Source organism: Mesorhizobium sp. BHbdii (assembly GCF_053848045.1).
In genome coordinates this window covers 1,403,772-1,422,432 of the sequence record NZ_JBSPKX010000001.1, presented here as the reverse complement: position 1 = coordinate 1,422,432, position 18,661 = coordinate 1,403,772, and the positions used below count along the sequence as shown (strand labels likewise).

At 62.3% G+C, this 18,661-nt stretch carries 20 protein-coding genes and 1 pseudogene; 8 read left to right on the top strand and 13 right to left on the bottom strand.

Annotation, left to right across the window (positions count from 1 at the left end):
- Positions 1-33: 33 nt before the first annotated feature.
- The 3 genes from ACWTU8_RS06915 to ACWTU8_RS06905 form a co-directional block, all read right to left on the bottom strand.
- Positions 34-708, bottom strand: a complete 675-nt coding sequence (locus ACWTU8_RS06915) for a LuxR C-terminal-related transcriptional regulator (protein ID WP_455847536.1) — start codon at positions 706-708, stop codon at positions 34-36.
- Positions 708-2,111 carry a sensor histidine kinase gene (locus ACWTU8_RS06910; protein ID WP_455848402.1) on the bottom strand — a complete coding sequence of 468 codons (1,404 nt, stop codon included), beginning with the start codon at positions 2,109-2,111 and terminating at the stop codon, positions 708-710. The genes ACWTU8_RS06915 and ACWTU8_RS06910 overlap by 1 nt, the downstream gene beginning before the upstream one ends.
- Before the next feature lie 267 nt (positions 2,112-2,378).
- Positions 2,379-2,570 (bottom strand): DUF3606 domain-containing protein, encoded by a 192-nt coding sequence (locus tag ACWTU8_RS06905; protein WP_029353282.1) that lies wholly within the window; start codon positions 2,568-2,570, stop codon positions 2,379-2,381.
- A gap of 304 nt (positions 2,571-2,874) precedes the next feature.
- Between ACWTU8_RS06905 and ACWTU8_RS06900 the strand changes: the two genes are divergently transcribed.
- A complete protein-coding gene (locus ACWTU8_RS06900; protein WP_455847535.1) occupies positions 2,875-3,174 on the top strand; it encodes a DUF1236 domain-containing protein in 300 nt (99 codons plus the stop codon).
- Between the two features lie 72 nt (positions 3,175-3,246).
- Positions 3,247-3,690 (top strand): hypothetical protein, encoded by a 444-nt coding sequence (locus tag ACWTU8_RS06895; protein ID WP_455847534.1) that lies wholly within the window; start codon positions 3,247-3,249, stop codon positions 3,688-3,690.
- Positions 3,691-3,795: 105 nt separating this feature from the next.
- Here the strand turns inward: ACWTU8_RS06895 and ACWTU8_RS06890 are convergent, their stop codons facing one another.
- Positions 3,796-4,968, bottom strand: a complete 1,173-nt coding sequence (locus ACWTU8_RS06890; protein WP_455847533.1) for an amidohydrolase — start codon at positions 4,966-4,968, stop codon at positions 3,796-3,798.
- Between the two features lie 110 nt (positions 4,969-5,078).
- Here ACWTU8_RS06890 and ACWTU8_RS06885 point away from each other — a divergent pair, with 110 nt between their 5' ends.
- Together ACWTU8_RS06885 and ACWTU8_RS06880 are read left to right on the top strand one after the other, a co-directional pair.
- Positions 5,079-5,948: an AraC family transcriptional regulator gene (locus ACWTU8_RS06885; protein WP_455847532.1), complete on the top strand. Its 870-nt coding sequence runs from the start codon at positions 5,079-5,081 to the stop codon at positions 5,946-5,948.
- Positions 5,949-5,968: 20 nt separating this feature from the next.
- Positions 5,969-6,403: a cupin domain-containing protein gene (locus ACWTU8_RS06880; RefSeq protein WP_455847531.1), complete on the top strand. Its 435-nt coding sequence runs from the start codon at positions 5,969-5,971 to the stop codon at positions 6,401-6,403.
- Positions 6,404-6,431: 28 nt separating this feature from the next.
- On the opposite strand, the gene ACWTU8_RS06875 is transcribed toward ACWTU8_RS06880, so the two are convergent.
- The 3 genes from ACWTU8_RS06875 to ACWTU8_RS06865 are packed head-to-tail and all read right to left on the bottom strand — an operon-like array spanning position 6,432 to position 8,525.
- On the bottom strand, positions 6,432-6,992 hold the full coding sequence (locus tag ACWTU8_RS06875) for a nuclear transport factor 2 family protein (RefSeq protein ID WP_455847530.1): 561 nt from the start codon (positions 6,990-6,992) through the stop codon (positions 6,432-6,434).
- Entirely contained in the window at positions 6,989-7,969 is a 981-nt protein-coding gene (locus tag ACWTU8_RS06870) for an alpha/beta hydrolase (protein ID WP_455847529.1), read from the bottom strand. Before ACWTU8_RS06870 ends, ACWTU8_RS06875 begins: the two co-directional genes overlap by 4 nt.
- 52 nt (positions 7,970-8,021) lie before the next feature.
- Positions 8,022-8,525, bottom strand: coding sequence for a nuclear transport factor 2 family protein (locus ACWTU8_RS06865; protein ID WP_455847528.1), 504 nt, complete (start codon positions 8,523-8,525; stop codon positions 8,022-8,024).
- 131 nt (positions 8,526-8,656) lie between these two features.
- Here ACWTU8_RS06865 and ACWTU8_RS06860 point away from each other — a divergent pair, with 131 nt between their 5' ends.
- Positions 8,657-9,565: a LysR substrate-binding domain-containing protein gene (locus ACWTU8_RS06860; RefSeq protein ID WP_455847527.1), complete on the top strand. Its 909-nt coding sequence runs from the start codon at positions 8,657-8,659 to the stop codon at positions 9,563-9,565.
- A gap of 48 nt (positions 9,566-9,613) precedes the next feature.
- Here the strand turns inward: ACWTU8_RS06860 and ACWTU8_RS06855 are convergent, their stop codons facing one another.
- Positions 9,614-10,069 (bottom strand): carboxymuconolactone decarboxylase family protein, encoded by a 456-nt coding sequence (locus ACWTU8_RS06855; protein ID WP_455847526.1) that lies wholly within the window; start codon positions 10,067-10,069, stop codon positions 9,614-9,616.
- Between the two features lie 209 nt (positions 10,070-10,278).
- Here ACWTU8_RS06855 and ACWTU8_RS06850 point away from each other — a divergent pair, with 209 nt between their 5' ends.
- Positions 10,279-11,076, top strand: coding sequence for a copper homeostasis protein CutC (locus ACWTU8_RS06850; protein WP_455847525.1), 798 nt, complete (start codon positions 10,279-10,281; stop codon positions 11,074-11,076).
- Complete coding sequence (locus ACWTU8_RS06845; RefSeq protein ID WP_455847524.1) at positions 11,073-11,594, top strand: GNAT family N-acetyltransferase; 522 nt, start codon at positions 11,073-11,075, stop codon at positions 11,592-11,594. The genes ACWTU8_RS06850 and ACWTU8_RS06845 overlap by 4 nt, the downstream gene beginning before the upstream one ends.
- Positions 11,595-11,604: 10 nt before the next feature.
- Here ACWTU8_RS06845 and ACWTU8_RS06840 read toward each other — a convergent pair whose 3' ends face one another.
- The 5 genes and pseudogenes from ACWTU8_RS06840 to ACWTU8_RS06820 form a co-directional block, all read right to left on the bottom strand.
- Positions 11,605-12,627: an acyltransferase family protein gene (locus tag ACWTU8_RS06840; RefSeq protein ID WP_455847523.1), complete on the bottom strand. Its 1,023-nt coding sequence runs from the start codon at positions 12,625-12,627 to the stop codon at positions 11,605-11,607.
- A gap of 229 nt (positions 12,628-12,856) precedes the next feature.
- Positions 12,857-13,654, bottom strand: a complete 798-nt coding sequence (locus tag ACWTU8_RS06835; RefSeq protein WP_455847522.1) for an FAD binding domain-containing protein — start codon at positions 13,652-13,654, stop codon at positions 12,857-12,859.
- Between the two features lie 109 nt (positions 13,655-13,763).
- Entirely contained in the window at positions 13,764-16,115 is a 2,352-nt protein-coding gene (locus ACWTU8_RS06830; RefSeq protein WP_455847521.1) for a xanthine dehydrogenase family protein molybdopterin-binding subunit, read from the bottom strand.
- Between the two features lie 120 nt (positions 16,116-16,235).
- Complete coding sequence (locus ACWTU8_RS06825) at positions 16,236-16,739, bottom strand: (2Fe-2S)-binding protein (RefSeq protein WP_455847520.1); 504 nt, start codon at positions 16,737-16,739, stop codon at positions 16,236-16,238.
- 258 nt (positions 16,740-16,997) lie between these two features.
- Positions 16,998-17,336: pseudogene (locus ACWTU8_RS06820) on the bottom strand (nuclear transport factor 2 family protein); the annotation flags it as partial.
- An 88-nt stretch (positions 17,337-17,424) separates the two neighbouring features.
- Here ACWTU8_RS06820 and ACWTU8_RS06815 point away from each other — a divergent pair.
- Complete coding sequence (locus tag ACWTU8_RS06815) at positions 17,425-18,660, top strand: FIST N-terminal domain-containing protein (protein ID WP_455847519.1); 1,236 nt, start codon at positions 17,425-17,427, stop codon at positions 18,658-18,660.
- The last annotated feature ends 1 nt before the right edge of the window (position 18,661 follow it).

Below are 18,661 nucleotides of genomic sequence, written 5' to 3'. Positions count from 1 at the left end.
TGGCGAGTTCACAGGCCGCAAGGCTACCTTGCTTCACGCCGGATGGCGGGCAGGCGGACGCTGATGCTCGGTCGCGTCGCGCAGTGTCATCGCGGCTTCGGTCCGGTTGCTCACATTGAGCTTGGCGAGAATTCGCGTCATGTGATGCTTTATGGTTTTCTCGTGCAGGTTCAGCTGAAGACCGATCCGCTTGTTGCTCAATCCCGCGGCAACGAGCGTCAGGATCTCTCTTTCGCGGCTGGTGAGTTCGGCCAGCACGTCGGGTTTCGCGGTCGCGGTTGACTGGGCAGACAAGTCGACCAGCACGCGCGCCGACAATTGCGGGCAAACGTACCGTTCGCCCATAGCCACCGTGCGCAGTATGGCGGCCAGGGTTCTCGACCCGACCCCCTTCAGGACATAGCCTCTTGCCCCGCTCTGCAAGGCGGTCATGACATGCTGGTTTTCCTCCGAAACGGTCAGCATCACGATTTTCAGATCCGGATGCCGCTCCAGAGCCGGTTCGATCGCACTGAGGCCCCCTCCCGGCACCGAGATGTCCATCAGGAGAATATCGAGCTGCTGGTCTTCCGATATCCGCAAGGCATCGTCTCTACTGCTACCTTGGGCAACGATCTCGAACCCGCCGATCTGCTCGAGAGTGCGCACGACGCCCTCCCTGAACAGCGGATGGTCGTCGATGATGGCGAGCTTTATGGCGGCTGCCATCACGCCTGTCCTATTTCAACTATGTTGAGAACCATTTTCACCACCGTGCCATTCTGTGAAGATGTTACACCAAATTGGCCGCCGAGGCTTTCTACCCGCTCACGCAGCCCGATGACCCCCAGCCTTTCAGGGTGGATGATCTTCGGGTCGAAACCTGGGCCGGTGTCGGAAACCTCGATAGAAACGCGCTCCCCGTCGAAATGTTTCGCGACCGATTGACCGGCACCCCCGGCGTGGCGGAAGCCGTTGTTCAGCGCCTCCTGAATGAAGCGAAAGATGCAGATCTTGGCCGCTGGTGACAAGGGTGCGTGCGCCCCGGTCATGGACAGCATCACTTTGACGCCGGTCCGTTCTTCGTGCGCTCGCACGGCAAGCTCAAGGATTTCCGTCAACTCGGCATTCTCGACATGCGGCAGCATGAGGCCCTTGCTGACATTCCTGATTTCTCGCATCGCATCGTCCAAATTCGCTTTGACCACCTGCAATTCCCGTGCGCGCGCCGCAGCCGGCGTGGCAGGATCGGCTAGCACGGGGCTGTCAATCCCTAGCGCAGCGAGGGCAACCAGTTGCGCCGGCCCGTCGTGCAGGTCCGCGCCGATCCGCCTGAGGTAACGTTCGTTAAGTGCCGTGGCGCGCTGCGAAGCACGCTGCACCCGCAATCTCAACATTCTGTTTTGAGCAACCAGATCGGAAAGTTCGGCAATGCGCCGCTTCAAGGAGTGGCTCTGGGAACGAATCGTGCGGCTGCCACGAAAAACGATCGCCGAAAGCCCAAGGAAAAAAAGTGCGGTAACGGCAGCGACATCGAACCAGGTCCGAACGAGTGCCTGCCGGAGGTCCTTTTCAAAATCGGCGGCGATCTCGTCGAATTCCAAAACAGCTACGACTTCGCCCGACCACGGCTGAAGCATCGGATTATAGATTTCAAGAAGATGCAAGCCGCTGTCCCTCTCAGCCTGGTTATCATAGTGCCTGTCCAATTCAGCAACTATGTCGCCTGCGAATGCGGCCCGGAGATTGTCGCTGAGTGGAAAGCGCTTCCCGACCAAATTTTTATTGGTTGAATAGAGGATGGTACCGTCGCGGCGCCAGAGCTTGAAGGATTCGAGCCTTGTGCCGAGTGCGCCTTGTCCCAGCGTTTCATCCAGGGCGTGGGCAACGCTCTCCTCCAGCACCTCGCTCCTGCGCATGTCGGGGAGCAGCGGCGCGATAACGCTGTCGACGTAAAGAGCGGTCGCAGAAGCCGAGTTCCGGGTGACCGCTGCTTCTATCTGGCTTGTCACTGAAATTCCCACCACGATCATCGCCGACAGCGAGAACAGCCCGCCGGCGAGCAGAAACTGGGTGGCCAGCGACAGTGCATTCCATCGATCGATCAGTCTTGTCGCTCTGTATCGCGCCATATCCCCAACGGCCCGGTCGGCGGCGCGTCGCGCCAGCGGCACGATTCGAGAGAACCGGCCAATCTGTTGTCGAACGACGCTAAGCGACGCCATCTTTGATCTGCAACCGATCAATCACAAGGGAACTTAGGGCTAACAGACGGGACGGAAACCGCAGCCAGCGGTTTTTTTGCGTAAGCGCCACGGTCTCGTCGAGCGAGGCGGCAAGTCATGACGCGGCAACGCCAACGCTTTCGATCCCCCCAGGCACAAGATGCGGCGTATTTTTCACTTCCGGTCGCGCAATTCTCTCACCGCTTGAGTAAGGGTCATGCGATCGTTACCGTTCTTTTTGATCAGCTTACTGACCTGGCTGGGCGAAACGCCATTTTCTCGCGCGAAATGTTCCACCTCGTAGTACTCGTCGACCGACAGGCGGTCGTGGTCGAGGAAGTCTCGGTTGCACTTGTTGTCGGCCATTTCCTTCTCCTGGCGAAGCCTAACACGGGGTCTGAATGTCGGTTGGAAACCGGCTGGATGAGGGTGGTGGACACTCCTCTCCATGAGCTCCTCCTGTGAACGTGCGGCGAACGAGTGCAAGCGGTCGCGGTTCCGGGCGGCTCGATAGCCGGACCCATTGCGCGCGGCAGGTCAGACTTAAGTCCAACGGCAAGGCTTCTCGGATCGGACCGAAGGCTAGCCAAGGAACGTTTGCAGCGGTCTCATGTTTGAGTGAGCCTAGCTCGAAGATGGATGCCAAGAGAGCTCACAGAAGGAGGCAACTATGAAAATGCGTCTTTCCACTGCAGCCGCGGGATTTCTGCTATTGGCAGGTATCGGCGCCGCTGCCGCTCAGGACGTGATAATCGCGCCTGAGCAGGAGACAGTCATCAGGGAATATGTGAAAAAGCAGCCGCTCGCATCCGTGGAACTCCCTGGGGTGGAACTCAATATCGGTTCAACGCTGCCCGAGACGGTCGAGCTTCACGAAGTTCCCGACACCGAATACCGCTATGTCGTCGTCGACAACCGGACCGTTGTCGTTGATCCCGGCACACGTAAGATCGTCAAGATCATTCAGTGACCTGAACGCGAGGGTAGGAGACGCCCGCCGCTTCGAATGAGCGGCGGGCGACTATGCTATGGGCTGTGTCAAATGCGAACAATCAGCAGACTTTTCGATTCCCGCGACCAGGCAGCGCGTGCAGTTGCCGCGCTTCAGGCGGCAGGAGTTTCTTACGAACAGATCAGCGTCATCGGACCATACGACGACGAAATCAGCGCTGTCCTGCGCGGTCCGGGCGGTGTCGCATTTGGCGCGGCCGCTGGTCTGTTAATCGGCCTGGGTGCTTTTGGAGCCATCGGCATTGATCCTGTCGGAGCCGTGGCTGGCATGGTCCTCGTCGGTGGGGCCTGCGGCGGCTTTGCTGGTGGACTTCTCCAGGCATCTGCCGATGTTGCCAAAAAGCCGGGTGAGCCGAACGTTGCACAAGGCGTCATCTTTGTGATGGCGCAGGTCGATGAAAAACTGGCCGATACCGCGCAGGCAGCGCTAGAAAATCCCGTTCGGGTAACGCAACTCGTGGCCACAGGCGGGTGAGACGCGTCGGCTTGGTGTCGCGCATGATTATTTCCCGGCTTATCGCCCACGAAGCGCATTCAGATCGGAATTTCTCGCTGAGCGGTCAGTTTTCCCTCTGGCGATTCAGGAGGCGGGAAACGTCTGCTCGACCAGACTGAGGTAGTAGCGCAGCACGGTCGGCACGATCTCGTCATTGAAGACGTAGCGGTCGCCGTGCAGGCCCTCCCCGGGCCCGACATCGCCGACGCCGACCCACGCGTAGCAGCCGCCTGCCTCACGGATCATGAAGGCGAAATCTTCGCAGCCGAGGCTCGGGCTGAACTCGGTCGAAACGTTCTCGCTGCCGACGGTGGCGGCGGCTGCCGCGATGGCGCGCGCCGTCGCGTCGGCCGTGTTGATGAGCGGCGGATAGCCCTTGTGGTAGTCGAGCGTGGCTTTGAGCGCATGGGCTGCGGCAATGCCCCGAGCGATCTCGCCGATCAGCTTCTCGCAATGATCGGAATGACCGGGCTCGAAAAACCGGCAGGTGCCTTGCAGCCAGACCCTCCCAGGCACGATGTTGCCGACATTGCCGCCATGGATTTGGGTGAGGCTGACGACCAGCGCGCTTTGCGGATCGACCGAGCGGCTGACAATGCGCTGGACGGCCTGGACAAAGGCGCCCGCGGCCAGGATCGGGTCGTCGCCGAGCTGCGGCATGGCGGCATGTGCGCCAAGACCCTCGAAGGTCACCTCGAAATTGTCGACGGCGGCCATCTGCGCTCCAACGCGAGCGGCGATGCTCCCCAGTCTGACGCCCGGCCAGTTGTGGACGGCATACATCGCCTCGACCGGGAAACGCCTAAACAGGCCGTCTTCGATCATGCGCAAGCTGCCGCCTTCATTTTCTTCGGCTGGCTGGAAGATGAAGTAGACGATGCCGTCGAAGGCGCGGGATTGGCTGAGCAGCCTGGCGGCGCCGAGCAACATGGCTGTGTGGCCGTCATGGCCGCAGGCGTGCATCACGCCCTCATTCCTGGAGGCATAGGGCAAGCCGGTCCTCTCGACGACCGGAAGGGCGTCCAGCTCGGCGCGGAGACCGATGGCGCGCGTGCCCGCGCCGTTGCGCAGGACGCCGACAACCCCGGTTCCGCCGATCCCCTCATGCACCTCATCGAAGCCGAAGGCGCGCAGTTTCTCGGCAATGAAACGTGCCGTTTCGTTCTCATCGAATCCGAGTTCGGGATTGGAATGGATGTGGTGGCGCCAGGCTATGACCTCTGGTGTCAGAGCGGCGATGGGGTCATTATGCAGCATGATGCTCCTTCCACGCCGGCAAAGGCGGTCATGGTTTGATCCGGGATCACGATTAGAAGGTCGCGCAAGATGCGTCTTGAACCAGATTGACCGCAGCGGGGACGAAAGACGTGGACGCGACAGAGATCAGGAAGTACTGGCGCCATCCCTGCTTCCCTGACCTTGGCCTGTTCAAGGCGCGCTTCACGCAGCATCGCTACGAGTTGCACACGCACCCAACCTATGTGATCGCACTGATTACTTCTGGCTGTGAACGTATTCGCATCGGGCGCCACAGCGTTCTCGCTCCGGCAGGCGCAATTGCCGTCGTCAATCCCGAGGAGTGGCATGATGGCGAACAAGGTGCCGATGAAGGCTGGGCCTACCGGACGTTTTATCCCTCGGTGCCGCTGCTGACGGCCGTCGCCCGCGAGTTGGGCGGGGCTGACGCTCCGGTTTTTTCACGCGCGATCATCGAAGACAGCAATCTCGCCGCAGCGTTGGCGGCGGCGCATGAGGGCTCGACGTCCCAGGACTCAACGCAGGCTGAGGCGTCGCTGCTCGTCGCCTTGAGGCATCTCATCGTTCGGCATGGCGATTGGGGCGGGCGAACCGAAGAGGTCGAAAGTTCGGGATCGCGACAAAGGTTCTCGATCTACGAGGACGTTATTGAACGCGAACTTGGCTCGCAGCTCGACCTACAGCGGCTTGCCGACGCCGCGTGTGTCACCCGGTTCCAGGTCATCCGGGATTTCAAGAAGGCGATTGGCCTGACGCCCGCGGCGTATATCCGCGACCGGAGATTGCGTCGCGCCAGCACCTTGATAGAACAGGGGCTCGGCCTCGCCGATGCCGCCATCGCGGCAGGTTTCGCCGACCAGAGCCATTTTTCCCGCACGTTCCGGGCTACGCGCGGCATGACGCCTGGTATTTTCAGGAGAGGCGGCTGGGTGCTCCCGAAAGGAGACGCTTGCGCGCGGAAATTTGCTGAGCGATGGTGAAGTCTGGCTTGGGGGGAATTATGCGAAAAATTCTGATATCGACGACGCTGGTGCTTGCGGCAGCCCTGTCCGCAACCGCCGCGCACGCGCTGGACGCCAGCGGCACCCCGGTCGTCGTGACCCCGCTTGCCTCGCGCACCGAGACGGCGTCCGGCGAGCCGATCACGCTGCCTCAGAAAAACGTGCAGGTCCTGGTTTCGTCCTATGAGATCGCGCCGGGCGCGACGTTACCGGTCCACAAGCACCCGTTTCCCCGCTATGCCTATGTTGAGGGTGGAACGCTTCAGGTCACCAATGTCGAGACCGGCAAGAGCACCACGTACAAGTCAGGCGATTTCATCATCGAAATGACCGGGCAGTGGCATCAGGCCACCAATGTCGGCGCCGATCCAGTCAAGCTGCTGGTCATCGACCAGGTCGAAGAAGGCACCAAAAACACGGTGTTGCGCCAGTAGCTGGCAACAGTGGCTACCAGCCGGCTGCTCACTTCGCCGCCGCGTTCACCCGATCAGCGGCGGCGGCCAGCACGGCGCGGTCGCCCTCCTCGTACAGGCGGCGGATAGCGATGGCGCTGACGCGCCAGCCTTCGGGCGTCCGCACCAGCCGGTGTAGATAGCTGGCGCCAACTGTCCAGAACCGGGTGTCGAACCAGTGGGTGGCGCGGACGTGGCTGCGCGCAACCGCATCGTTGCCCGCGCCTTCGACAACGATGTTGGTGATGAGGTGCTGGGTGGCGTCGAAGCCCGGCAGAAGGCCTTTCCACTGAGCAATCAGCGCGTCGCGGTCGCTGGTCGCAACCTCGCCACCGAAAAGGCTGGTATAATCGGTCGTGACGCGGGCCGCGAGATAGGATCTGACCCGGTTCCATTCGCGCAAATCGGCATAGAGGCCGATTCCCGCCACTGCCTCCGCGATGGCGGTCCTGTCTTCGACCGTCAGCGTGGCGGCGGATCGCGTGGTGCTCAAGGCCGGCAACGAGGTAGCTGCAAGGGTCGCGGCGAAGACTGCCGAGGCCACGACCTGCCGGCGGGTAACCGGGCTCATTGTCCCGCCTCCCCTGCACCGCCCAGCGTGACGCTGAAGTGCGCGGCAACGGCGTCGCTCGCGGCCTTCACCGGCGCAGCGCGGTCGTAGAAGTCGAACTGGGTGACGTTGTCGAGCCACAGCTCCTGCTTCTGCCCAGTCAGCCGTGCGTAAAATTTGTGCGCACCCTGTGGGATGGCAGCCGCCTCGCTGTGCACCATCAGAAAGGGCTGATCCAGGCGCGGAGCAGCCCGGATTGCATCGAATGTCAGCCAGCCGCGCCAGAAGGCCGGATCGGCCTCGTTGCGCCAGGCCGGGATCATCCCGCGATCGGCCTCGGTGTAGTAAGGCACCTTGAACATGATCGCACGCTCGTCGGTCGGGCTGGCGGCGGGCAGCAAGGCCTGCTTGCCGGTGCGGCGATACGCAGCCTCGGCCGCATCGCCCGCCGCTTCAAGTCTGGCGACGCCTTCCTTGCCGCCATAGGTCTGCTCGACCACCTCGGCATCATGCAGCCACGGCGCAACGAGGGCGACCGATTTGATCGCGGCATCTTCAGCGGCGGCAGTGACCATGTAGCCGGAGCTGGCGCAAATGCCGAGCCCGCCGATGCGATCCTTGCCGATCTCGGGCCGGGTCGCGAGATAGGCGACCGCCGCTTCGATGTCGGCGATCTTGGCGCCGGGATCCTCATATTGGCGCCGGGCGCCGCCGCTCTCGCCCCAACCGCGAAAGTCGAAGGTCAAGGCTGCGAATCCGCGGTCGGCCATCTCGCGGGCGTAGCGGGCCGGCATCTGTTCCTTTACCGTCATCCAGGCGCCGGTCACGACCAGCGCGGGCCGAAGTCTCGCCGCGTCCAGATCCTCGGGCAGATAAAGATCGCCAACGATCTGCTCACCGTGCGAGGTGAAAGTGACGCGCTCGACCCGCGGTGCGGCGAAGGCGCTGGAGCCGAGCGCGACGGCAGTTGCTGCGGCTAATGTCAGGGTTTTCAGCATCGCAAATCTCCTTTGCTTGGCGCGGGAGCGGCAGGTTGAGCAAAGCCGCCGTCTAGCGGTCATCCGCCAGTCGGCCGGGCAGTGGCTTCAGCGGGTAGTGCGTCCAGTAGAAGGCGTCCGACTGGTACATGTCGGTCAAAAAATTCTGCGCCTCGGCGATCTTTCCGTCCTTGATGCGAAACATCAGGGCGTAGAGCTGGTCGATCTCGGGACCTGAGCCGACGTTCGACCAGCCGCGATGGATGTCGACGACGAGGTCGCCCTGCGCCTGGAAGAGGATCGGCTCGGCCCTGAATTTGCCATCGGCCAGGCCACGGAAGAAGGCGACCACTTCCTCCGGCCCGCGCTTGTCGCCGGCCAGCGGATGATGGCCCGGAATGCGCCAGACGATGTCTGGCGCGAGGAAGGGCCGGACGGCCTCCGGGTTCCCGGTCGCATAAGCTGCGTAATAGTCCTTGATCAGCTGGATGTTGCGGTCTTCCTGCGGACCGCCGTTCGCGGGAGCGGCAGACACCGCCAGGAGAGCGCCGGCGGCAAGCGAAGCGAGCCTGGTCATCGATCCTGTCTCCTTGCCTTTCGAGTTGCCTTTCGAGCCGTCGCAACGGCGAGGCTAAACCCAGCATGAGGCATTTTCTTCACCGGAAAAAACCCGTATAGTTCGACAAGGCTATTTGGAATAACCTCATAATGCGCCTCGACCAGTTCAGCGGCATCGTCGCCTTCTTGAAGGTTGCAGAGGCCAGGAGCTTCACCCGCGCCGCCTCCGAACTCGGCGTCGCTCCGGCCTCTTTGAGCGAGGCGGTCAAGGGGCTCGAGGACCGTCTGGGGGTGCGGCTTCTCAACCGCACGACCCGCAGCGTTGGCCTGACCGAAGCCGGCGCCCACTACCTCGACCACGTGCGCCCAGCGGCCGAAGAGATCCGGGCGGCTGGCGCGGCGCTGCGCGAGACCCGCGATCGCCCCGCCGGCACACTGCGCCTGAGCCTGCCATGGATCGCCGCACCACTGCTGGTCGAGCCGCTGATGGGGCCGTTCATGGACGCTTACCCGGAAGTGCGGCTTAGCCTGATCTTCGACGACAATTTCGTCGATATCGCCGCTCAGGGCTTCGATGCCGGTCTGCGGATCGGCGAGCTTCTCGAGAAGGATATGATCGGCGCGCGTCTGGGCGGGCCGCTGCAGACCGTGGTGTTGGGGAGCCCGGACTATCTGGCGCGTAACGGTACGCCGAAGCGGCCCGCCGACCTCGCCGCCCACCGCTGCATGGCCTTCGCCTTCACCCGCACCCGCGCCATCTCGCCCTGGGAGTTCGTCGTGGACGGACGCCAAGTCGAGTTCACGCCCGACGCACGTCTGGTCGTGAACACACTTCCGCTCTGCATCACCGCCGCCGCGCAAGGGCTTGGCCTAGCCTTTGCCGTCGAAGGCCTTGCTGCGCCGCTTCTCGCCTCCGGCGCGCTGGTCAAGGTGCTGGAGCCTTTCTGTCCCACCTACGAACCGCTCCACCTCTATTATCCCAGCCGCCGCCTCGTCCCGCCCAAGCTGCGGGCCTTCATCGACTTCGTGCGCGCGAACGCTCACAATTTGCGGATCTGATGCGCCGCCGCGAAACCAGCCACGGCGCATATCGGCGAGCCGGTCCGCTCACCCCCAGGTGCCGACCATCTGCCTAGTGGCGGCGTTGAGGCGATTGAAGGCGTTGATCAGGGCAATCTGGACCACCAGGGCGGCAAGCGCCTTCTCGTCATAATGCCGGGCGGCCTCGTCCCAGATCGCGTCGGGCACCGGGTCGGGCCGGTCGCAGAGCCGGGTTGTTGCCTCGGCAAGCGCAAGAGCCGCGCGTTCGGCGTCGGTGAAGTAAGGCGTCTCCCGCCAGGCGGACACCGTGAAGACGCGCTCATCCTTTTCGCCGGCCTTCTTCAATTCACGCGCATGCATGTCGATACAGACGCTGCATCCGTTGATCTGGCTGGCGCGCAAATGGACGAGCTTGCGCGTCACGTAGGGCAGGTCAGCCGATTCCGTCGACTTGTCCAGCGCCAGCAGCGCCTGCAGGGCACCGGGAATGAGAAGCACAGGGTGTTTCAGTCTTGCTTGCATCGTGGTCTCCTTGTTTTGCCGATCCCGATGCCAGTCATCCGGGATCGGCGCCCTGTCTGCCAAAATCAATAACCAGATAGCTATGGATTTACCAATAACTCGGCAGTTATGAATGTGTCAAGCAGGAAATTGGGCAATGCAAACGGCAACGACCCGTCGCGTTGAGCCAATAGTTCCGGCTTTCGCTACAAGGAGCCCGATGCTAGGGCATGACCAACTCGAATTCGCCAACGGATCGCCCTGTGACCGACACCGAACGCCCTCGCCTGCCGCTGATCGAAATCTGCGTCGAAGGCATAGACGGCCTGCTGGCGGCGCAAGCCGCCGGCGCCGACCGGGTCGAGCTCTGCGCCAGCCTCCTCGAGGGCGGCATAACGCCGAGTCTTGGCACAGTGCGTGCCGCCCTTGAGCTGGCGACGATCCCATTCCACGTCATCGTGCGGCCGCGCGGCGGCGATTTTCTCTACAGTGAAGCCGAGTACCGTTCGATGCTCGCCGATGTGCGTGCGCTGAGCGAACTTGGCGTGGCTGGTGTCGTCGTCGGCTGCCTGAATGCCGACGGTACCGTCGACGAAAAGCGCATGAGCGAATTGGTGCAGGCGGCAGGGCCTTTGAACGTCACCTGCCACCGTGCCTTCGACATGACACGCGATCCGGCCGAAGCGCTGGAAGCGCTGATCCGCAGCAAGGTCGGCCGCGTGCTGACCAGCGGCCAGCGCGATACCGCATTGGAGGGCGTGGCCCTGCTGGCGGGCCTCGTCCAGCAGGCCGGTAAGCGCATCGTCATTCTTGGCTGCGGCGGGCTCAACCCCAGGAACACCGCCGAGGTGCGGGAAAGAACCGGACTGACGGAAATGCATTTCGCCGCGCTCAAGGACGTGCCGAGCGCGATGCGCTACCGCAATCCCCAGGTTGGCATGGGCGGCACCGACCTCGACCGCGAGTACCGCAACACCGTGACCGACGCGGCGCTGGTGGCGGCGACGATTGCGGCGGCGAGAGCATGATCCCGAAGAAAGAAAAACACGTGACGCAAGCACGCCTGCCGATCGACCAGGTCTCGCCGCAGGACGAGCCCGCCGTCCTCGCCCTCAACAACGAACACGCGGCCGAGTTGTCGTGGCTCGAACCCGAGCGCCTGTCCTTCCTGCTCGGCGAAGCGTTTTATGCGCGCCGCATCGGTGCGCTCGAAGCCTTCATCATGACCTTCGACCAGAACGCCCGCTACGACAGCCCGAACTTCCTGTGGTTCCGCGAGCGCTATTCGCGCTTCGTCTATGTCGACCGTGTCGTCGTTGCAGGAGAAGCGCGTGGTCGCGGCCATGCCCGCAGGCTCTATGAGGATCTGTTCGACCATGTATTGCATGCCGGCCAGACCATCGTCACTTGCGAGGTGAATGCCGAGCCGCCCAATCCGGCTTCAGACGCCTTTCACGCCGCGCTTGGCTTCGTCGAGGTCGGCGACGCGGTGATCCACGGCGGCAAGAAGGCGGTCCGCTACTATACCAGGCAGATCACCGGCTGAGGCGACAGCCCTACCAATTGCGGTTCAGCCAGCCACGGGCAGGCTTTTCGACGATGTAATAGCTGCACAAAGCGCAAGCGAACGCCCCGGCCAGCATCAGCAGCGGCGCACTGCCCTGTGAATAGACGAATTTGTAGAACGGCTGCTGCCACAGATAGAGCGAATACGACCACAGTCCCAGCGTCGCCATCGGCCAGCAGGACAAAAATCCGGTCAGGTACCGTGTGCTGAAATCGAGCGAGTTGACGGCGAGCGCCAACAGCGGCACCGCGACCAGATAATGGATCGGCGTCGGCACCGCATCCATGAACAGAAGAACCGCCCCGACGGACGCCGCGACGGCGACATGCGGCCCCTCGAACAAGGCTGGCAGCCTGTCGTCGGCCTTGAGCAGGCATATCACCGCCGACAGCAGGATCGAAGCGATGTGCACGTCGGTCCGCCAATAGGTGGTCTCGTAGTCCATTGCGAAGACCCAGTACGAAATCGCGCCGTTTGCCATGGCCAGCACCGACAGCGCGCTGAGCAGCAAGACGACGCGGGCACGCCCTGAAACGAAAAAACTGATCACCGCCAGGATGACATAGGCATGTTCTTCGACGCATAGCGACCAGATATGGTCGAGCGCGCCGGCGCGGCTGACGAGAATCCCGGCATAATTGTAGGTGAATGTCAGCGCCGTCAGCGCCGCCTTCCATTTGAAGGCGACAAACGTGCCGGACAACGCAACCATCGAAGCGACGACGAAAACCAGCAGCGCCGGATAGATGCGGGAGAACCGGCGCTTGAAGAACGCCTTGAGAGGATAGCGTTCGACAAAGAGAATCTCGGCCATGAGCCGGCCGCTGAGCACGAAGAAGAACTCGACGCCCATGACACCGAGGTTGATCCCGGGAACGGGAAAGAAGTGGCCGATCAGCACCAGTGCGATCGACAGGCCGCGCCATCCGTCGAGATAGGCCAGCCTTGTTCTCGACGACGTGTCGGCGGCGGACCGGGACACGACAAGCTGCGCCGCGGAGATATCCGTCATGCCGGTCCTTTCGCATTTGAATGATGCGAAAGGGCTGCGGGCTGTGACCGTGCGCTCCGAGCCCCGGCTCGCATTCCTCCATGCATATTGCAGTGCAATAGAGCGCTGTGCAAGTGCGAGATGGCCACCCTTTGGCCTGTACGGCCGTAATGCCCGAGAGCGACGAAAAAGGGGCCGCGAAGGCCCCTTCCCCAAAGATGACAAACCCAAGACCCGGCGATCGGTATCTTCAGGCGTTGGCGGCAGCCACCGCGCGCTTGGCCATCACCATGATCAGATTGGCGCGATAATCGGCCGAGGCATGGATGTCAGTCATCAAATCATTCGCCGGCACTTTCACTCCGTTGAGGGCAGCGGCGTCGAAATTCGTGGCAAGTGCCGCCTCGATTTCCTTGGAACGAAAGACGCCGTTGTCGCCGGCCCCGGTGACGGCGACGCGGACTCCGTCCGCGCCCTTGGCCACGAACACACCGACGATCGCATAGCGCGATGCCGGATTGCGGAATTTTTCATAGGCCGCCTTGGCCGGCGCGGTGAAGGTCACCGCGGTGACGATCTCGCCGTCCTCCAGCGCCGTCTCGAACAGGCCGGTGAAGAACGTGTCGGCAGCGATCTCGCGCCTGTTGGTGACGATAGTGGCGTCAAGCGCAAGAAGTGCTGCCGGGTAATCGGCCGCCGGGTCATTATTGGCGACCGAGCCGCCGATCGTGCCCTTGTAGCGTACGGCCGGATCGCCGATCAGAGAAGCCATGTGGGCCAAAGCCGGACAGGCCGTCTTCAGCCTCTCGTCGCGGGCGACGTCGTAATGCGTGGTGCCGGCGCGGATGGTGATGGTGCTGCCCGACACCTCGATGCCTTTCAATTCCTCGATATGCGAAAGGTCGACGAGATCGGACGGTGCGGCAAGCCGCGTCTTCATCGCCGGGATCAGCGTCATGCCGCCCGACAGCAGCTTCGCATCGCCGCTCTCTAGCAGCTTGACGGCATCAGCGACCGAGGCGGCGCGGTGATAATTGACTGAGTACATGGGACTCTCCGCTAAAGTGAATTAGTGAACGGTGAATGGTGAATCGGAAGCTTCGTGAACTCGACGCCAATCTTACTATTCACTATCGACCATTCACTATTCACCCCTTTCAGTGTTTCGTCGTCGCCCGGATCGCTGCCCAGACCGTGGACGGCGATGCCGGCATGGCGATATCGGTGATGCCGATGGCGTCGGTGATGGCGTTGAGCACTGCCGGCGGTGAGCCGATGGCGCCGGCCTCGCCGCAGCCCTTGATGCCGAGCGGATTCCCCGGGCACGGCGTGTTCGAGGTCGAGACCTTGAACGACGGCAGGTCGTCGGCTCGCGGCATGGTGTAGTCCATATAGCTCGCAGTCAAAAGCTGCCCGCTGGCGTCGTAGCGGGTGCCCTCCAGCAAGGCCTGGCCGATGCCTTGGGCGACGCCGCCATGCACCTGGCCTTCGACGATCATTGGATTGATGATGTTGCCGAAATCGTCGGCGGCGACGAACTGGACGATCTCGGTGACGCCGGTTTCCGGATCGATCTCGACCTCGCAGACATAGCAGCCGGCGGGGAAAGTGAAGTTCGACGGATCGTAGAATGAAGTCTCCTTCAGCCCCGGCTCCATGCCGCCCGGCAGGTTGTGGGCGGTGTAGGCGGCAAGCGCCATCTGAAACCACGGCACTTGTCTGTCGGTGCCGGTGACCTTCAATGCACCGTTTTCGATGACGATGTCGCCCTCGTCGGCCTCGAGCAGATGGGCGGCGATCTTCTTGGCCTTGGCCTCGACCTTGTCGAGCGCCTTGGCGACAGCCGACATGCCGACGGCGCCCGAGCGCGAGCCATAGGTGCCCATGCCCATCTGGACCTTGTCGGTATCGCCATGGACGATCGAAACACTGTCGATCGGCACGCCGAAGCGCTGGTTGACCAGTTGTGCGAAAGTCGTCTCATGGCCCTGGCCATGGCTGTGCGAGCCGGTCAATACTTCGATCGTTCCGGCGGCGTTGACGCGTACCTCGGCTGATTCCCACAGGCCGACACCCGCTCCAAGACTGCCGACCGCCGCCGACGGCGCCAGCCCGCAGGCCTCGATATAGCAGCTCATGCCGATGCCGCGCAGCTTGCCATTCGCTCTGGCGGCCGCCTTGCGCTGGGTAAAACCGGCATAATCGGCAGCCTCCATCGCCGCGTCCAGCGAAACGGCATAATCGCCGGCATCATAATTCATGATGACCGGCGTCTGGTGCGGGAACGATGTGATGAAGTTCTTTCGGCGAAGCTCCGCCGGCGACACGCCCAACTCACGGGCGGCGGTCTCCATGGCGCGTTCGAGCAGATAGGTGGCCTCGGGCCGCCCTGCCCCGCGATATGCGTCGACCGGTGCGGTGTTGGTATAGACGGCGCGCACATTGGCGTGGATCGCCGGAATGTCGTACTGGCCCGACAACAGCGTCGCGTAGAGATAGGTCGGCACGCAGGACGAGAACAGCGACATGTAGGCGCCGAGGTTGGCGATGGTGTCGACCTTCAGCCCGGTGATCCTGTTGTCCTTGTCGAAAGCCATTTCGACCGTCGAGACATGGTCACGGCCATGGGCGTCGGTGAGAAAGCTCTCGGTGCGGTCAGCGACCCATTTGACCGGCACGCCGGTCTTCTTCGAGGCCCACAGGCAGATGATTTCTTCCGGATAGATATAAATCTTCGAGCCGAAGCCGCCGCCGACATCCGGCGCGATGACGCGCAGCTTGTTTTCGGGCGCGACATTGTAGAAGGCGCTCATCACCAGACGCGCGAGATGCGGGTTCTGCGAGGTCGTCCAGCACGTGTAGTGGTCCTCGGCCTTGTCGTAATAGCCTAGTGCCGCACGCGGCTCCATGGCGTTGGGCACCAGCCGGTTGTTGACGATCTTCATGCGGGTGACGTGGGCAGCGGCCTTGATCGCCGCATTGGTCGCTGTGCTGTCGCCGAGCTCCCAGTCGAAAATCAGATTGCCGTCGGCTTCCGGGTGGATCTGTGGTGCGCTCCTTTCGAGCGCCTTCGGAGCATCGACGACTGCTTTCAATTCCTTGTAGGTGATGTCGACCGCTTCGGCCGCGTCGCGCGCCTGGCCCTTGGTTTCGGCGACCACGACGACCACCGCGTCGCCGACATAGCGGACCCTGTCGAAGGCCAGCGGCGACCACGCCCCCATCTTCATCGGCGTGCCGTCCTTGGAATGGATCATCCAGCCGCAGATGAGATTGCCGATGCCGTCGGCCTTGAGTTCCTCGCCGGTCAGCACGCCGATGACGCCCGGCATGGCCTGGGCCTTTTTGACATCGATCTTCTGGATCTGCGCATGCGCGTGCGGGCTGCGGACGAAGGCCGCATGCTTCATGCCGGGAACCACCATGTCGTCGACATAGCGGCCGGCGCCGGTAATGAACCGCTTGTCTTCCTTGCGCGCCACACGAGCGCCAACACCTTCAATGCCCATCGCAGAAATTCCTCCCGAAAAAGTAGGGGAATAGGGGTAAGGGAGTCGGGCAATAGGGAATTAAGAGCCAAATCGCTACTCCCTACTCCCTATTCCCTATTCCCCTACTCACTTCATCCCTCACGCAGCTTGCCTGGCCTTGCCCTTGGCGGCTCCCTTGGCCATCGTCTCCGATGCGGCGAGGATCGCCTTCACGATGTTGTGGTAGCCGGTGCAGCGGCAGATGTTGCCTTCGAGCTCGGCGCGCGCCGTGGCCTCGTCGAGGCCTTCGGGGTGACGGTTGATCATGTCGGTCGCCGTCATAATCATGCCCGGCGTGCAGAAACCGCACTGCAATCCGTGATGCTCCTTGAACGCCGCTTGCACTGGATGCAGGTCGGCTCCGTCCGCCAAGCCTTCGATCGTCGCGATGGTCGACCCGGAGGCTTGCACCGCAAGCATTGTGCAGGACTTTACCGCCTTGCCGTCGACATGGACCACACAGGCGCCGCATTGCGAAGTGTCGCAACCGACATGGGTGCCGGTGAGTCCAAGATTCTCCCGCAAGAAATGAACCAGCAACGTGCGGTCTTCGGTGACGCCACCGACCCGCTTTCCGTTCACCGTCAACGATATGTCCGACATGAAATCTCCCTGGGTAATTTACCTTGGTCGTCTTGTCGCCGATGCCGCGTGAGTGCTCCCGGCTGCCGCTCTTCCCCTCCCGTATAACGTGCGGAAAAAGCAGCTTGCAATCCCGAAGTCGTGAGAATGCAGTTCGCCCGAAAATCCGCCTATTGTACTTTCGGTCACGCAAAGGCCGGAACGGCGGAGCGAAGCGAAACCACGATCGCTGTGGCGATGCCGCCTTGCGGCCACGAACGGCTAGCGCGGCAAGCCGATTCAGCCGACGCCGTGTTTTCTGAGAACCTCCTGCTCGTCGCCTGACACCCACCCAAATGTTTTCGGCTCTCCGTCCAGCTTCTGGACGAGGTAGTGGACGTCGAAATCTATCGTGACGTCCGGTTGGCGTTTGCGCGCATAGATCGACGTCCAGGCGACGTGAGCAACGCAAATGATGCTCGTCTATCGGCGAGGTGCCCGTATCCGCATCTCCTTCGTACCGATCGCTCGATAATGAGCATAACCTTGCTCCATAACTTGCCTGAGCTGGTCGTCGTTCTTCCCGACCATGACGCCGGCAGGCGACGCCGCAATGAAGGCGGAGGCATAGACCGATGTGACTTTGTCCATGTTGCTGCCGTCAAAATAGCAGAAACTTCAAATCCATCGTGTTGGCTCATTGCCAAAGCAGCACTTGAAGACAACAATGACTTCGACGCCGGCGCGCCAGACGCGCACAAAAAGAGCGTCGGAGGAATCGAGGAGGAAGCCGCTGGCCAGTTCACGGACGCGCTATGCATGCGGCCTATCGGTGCTCACCACGGATGAGCCCGACGCCAATGTGTTCACCCAGGCGGTCGCGGCTGAAGCCGCAGCCATCGATGCGGGTTTCGCCCTGCTGTTTTTCTCCCAGAGCCTTGTCGATGCGGCGGCCCTGTCGGACGCGCTGAAGATCAACGCGCCGGCACTTGCCTATGCCGGCTGCTCCACCGCCGGCGAAATCACGCCGCGCGGTCTGGAGGAAGGCCAGATCCTCGCCTTGCTCTTTCCATCAGCATCGTTTTCGGTCGCAAGCACCATGGTCGACAGTCTCTCTTCGTCGGGCATGGACAGGATCACCGGTGAAGTCGGGGCGCTGCGGCGCGCGCTGCAGGGCCGCGTCGGCTACGAACGGACCAACACCACCTTCGCGCTCTGCTTCATCGACGGGCTGTCCTATGCCGAAGAAGCGGTGACCTCCGCCATCCACTGGGGGCTCGACGACATTCCGCTGATCGGCGGTTCGGCCGGCGACGATCTGAAATTCGAGACGACGCGGCTGATCTCGAACGGCAAGGTTGCCTCCGACTGTGCCATCATCGTGCTGATCACCACGGAAATTCCTTTCCACGTGTTCAAGACCGACAATTTCGTTCCCACCGACGAGAAGCTGGTGGTGACCGCGTCCGATCCCGATTACCGCACCGTGCGCGAATTCAACGCCACCAATGCCGCCGAGGAATACGCCGCCTCGGTCGGTGTCATCCGGCAGATGCTGACGCCACTGAGTTTTGCCTCGCACCCGGTGGTGGTGAAAGTGGGCGGCGAGTTTTACTGCCGCTCGATTCAGAAAATGCACGCCGACGGCTCGCTGTCGTTCTTCTGCGCCATCGACGATGGCGTCGTCCTTTCCATCGCCCAGCCCAAGAACATGGTTGAATCGACACGTGCCGCCTTCAGGGATGTCGAGGAAAGGCTTGGCGGCATCGACATGATCCTCGGCTTCGACTGCGTGCTGCGCCGACTCGACGCGCGCAACCGGCAGGTCTTTCGGGAGATTTCGGAACTCTACAAGGTCAACAACGTCATCGGCTTCGGCACCTATGGCGAACAGTACCGGTCGATGCATCTGAACCAGACGTTCACCGGCATCGCCTTCGGAGAGCGGCAGGCGGCGGAGTAGG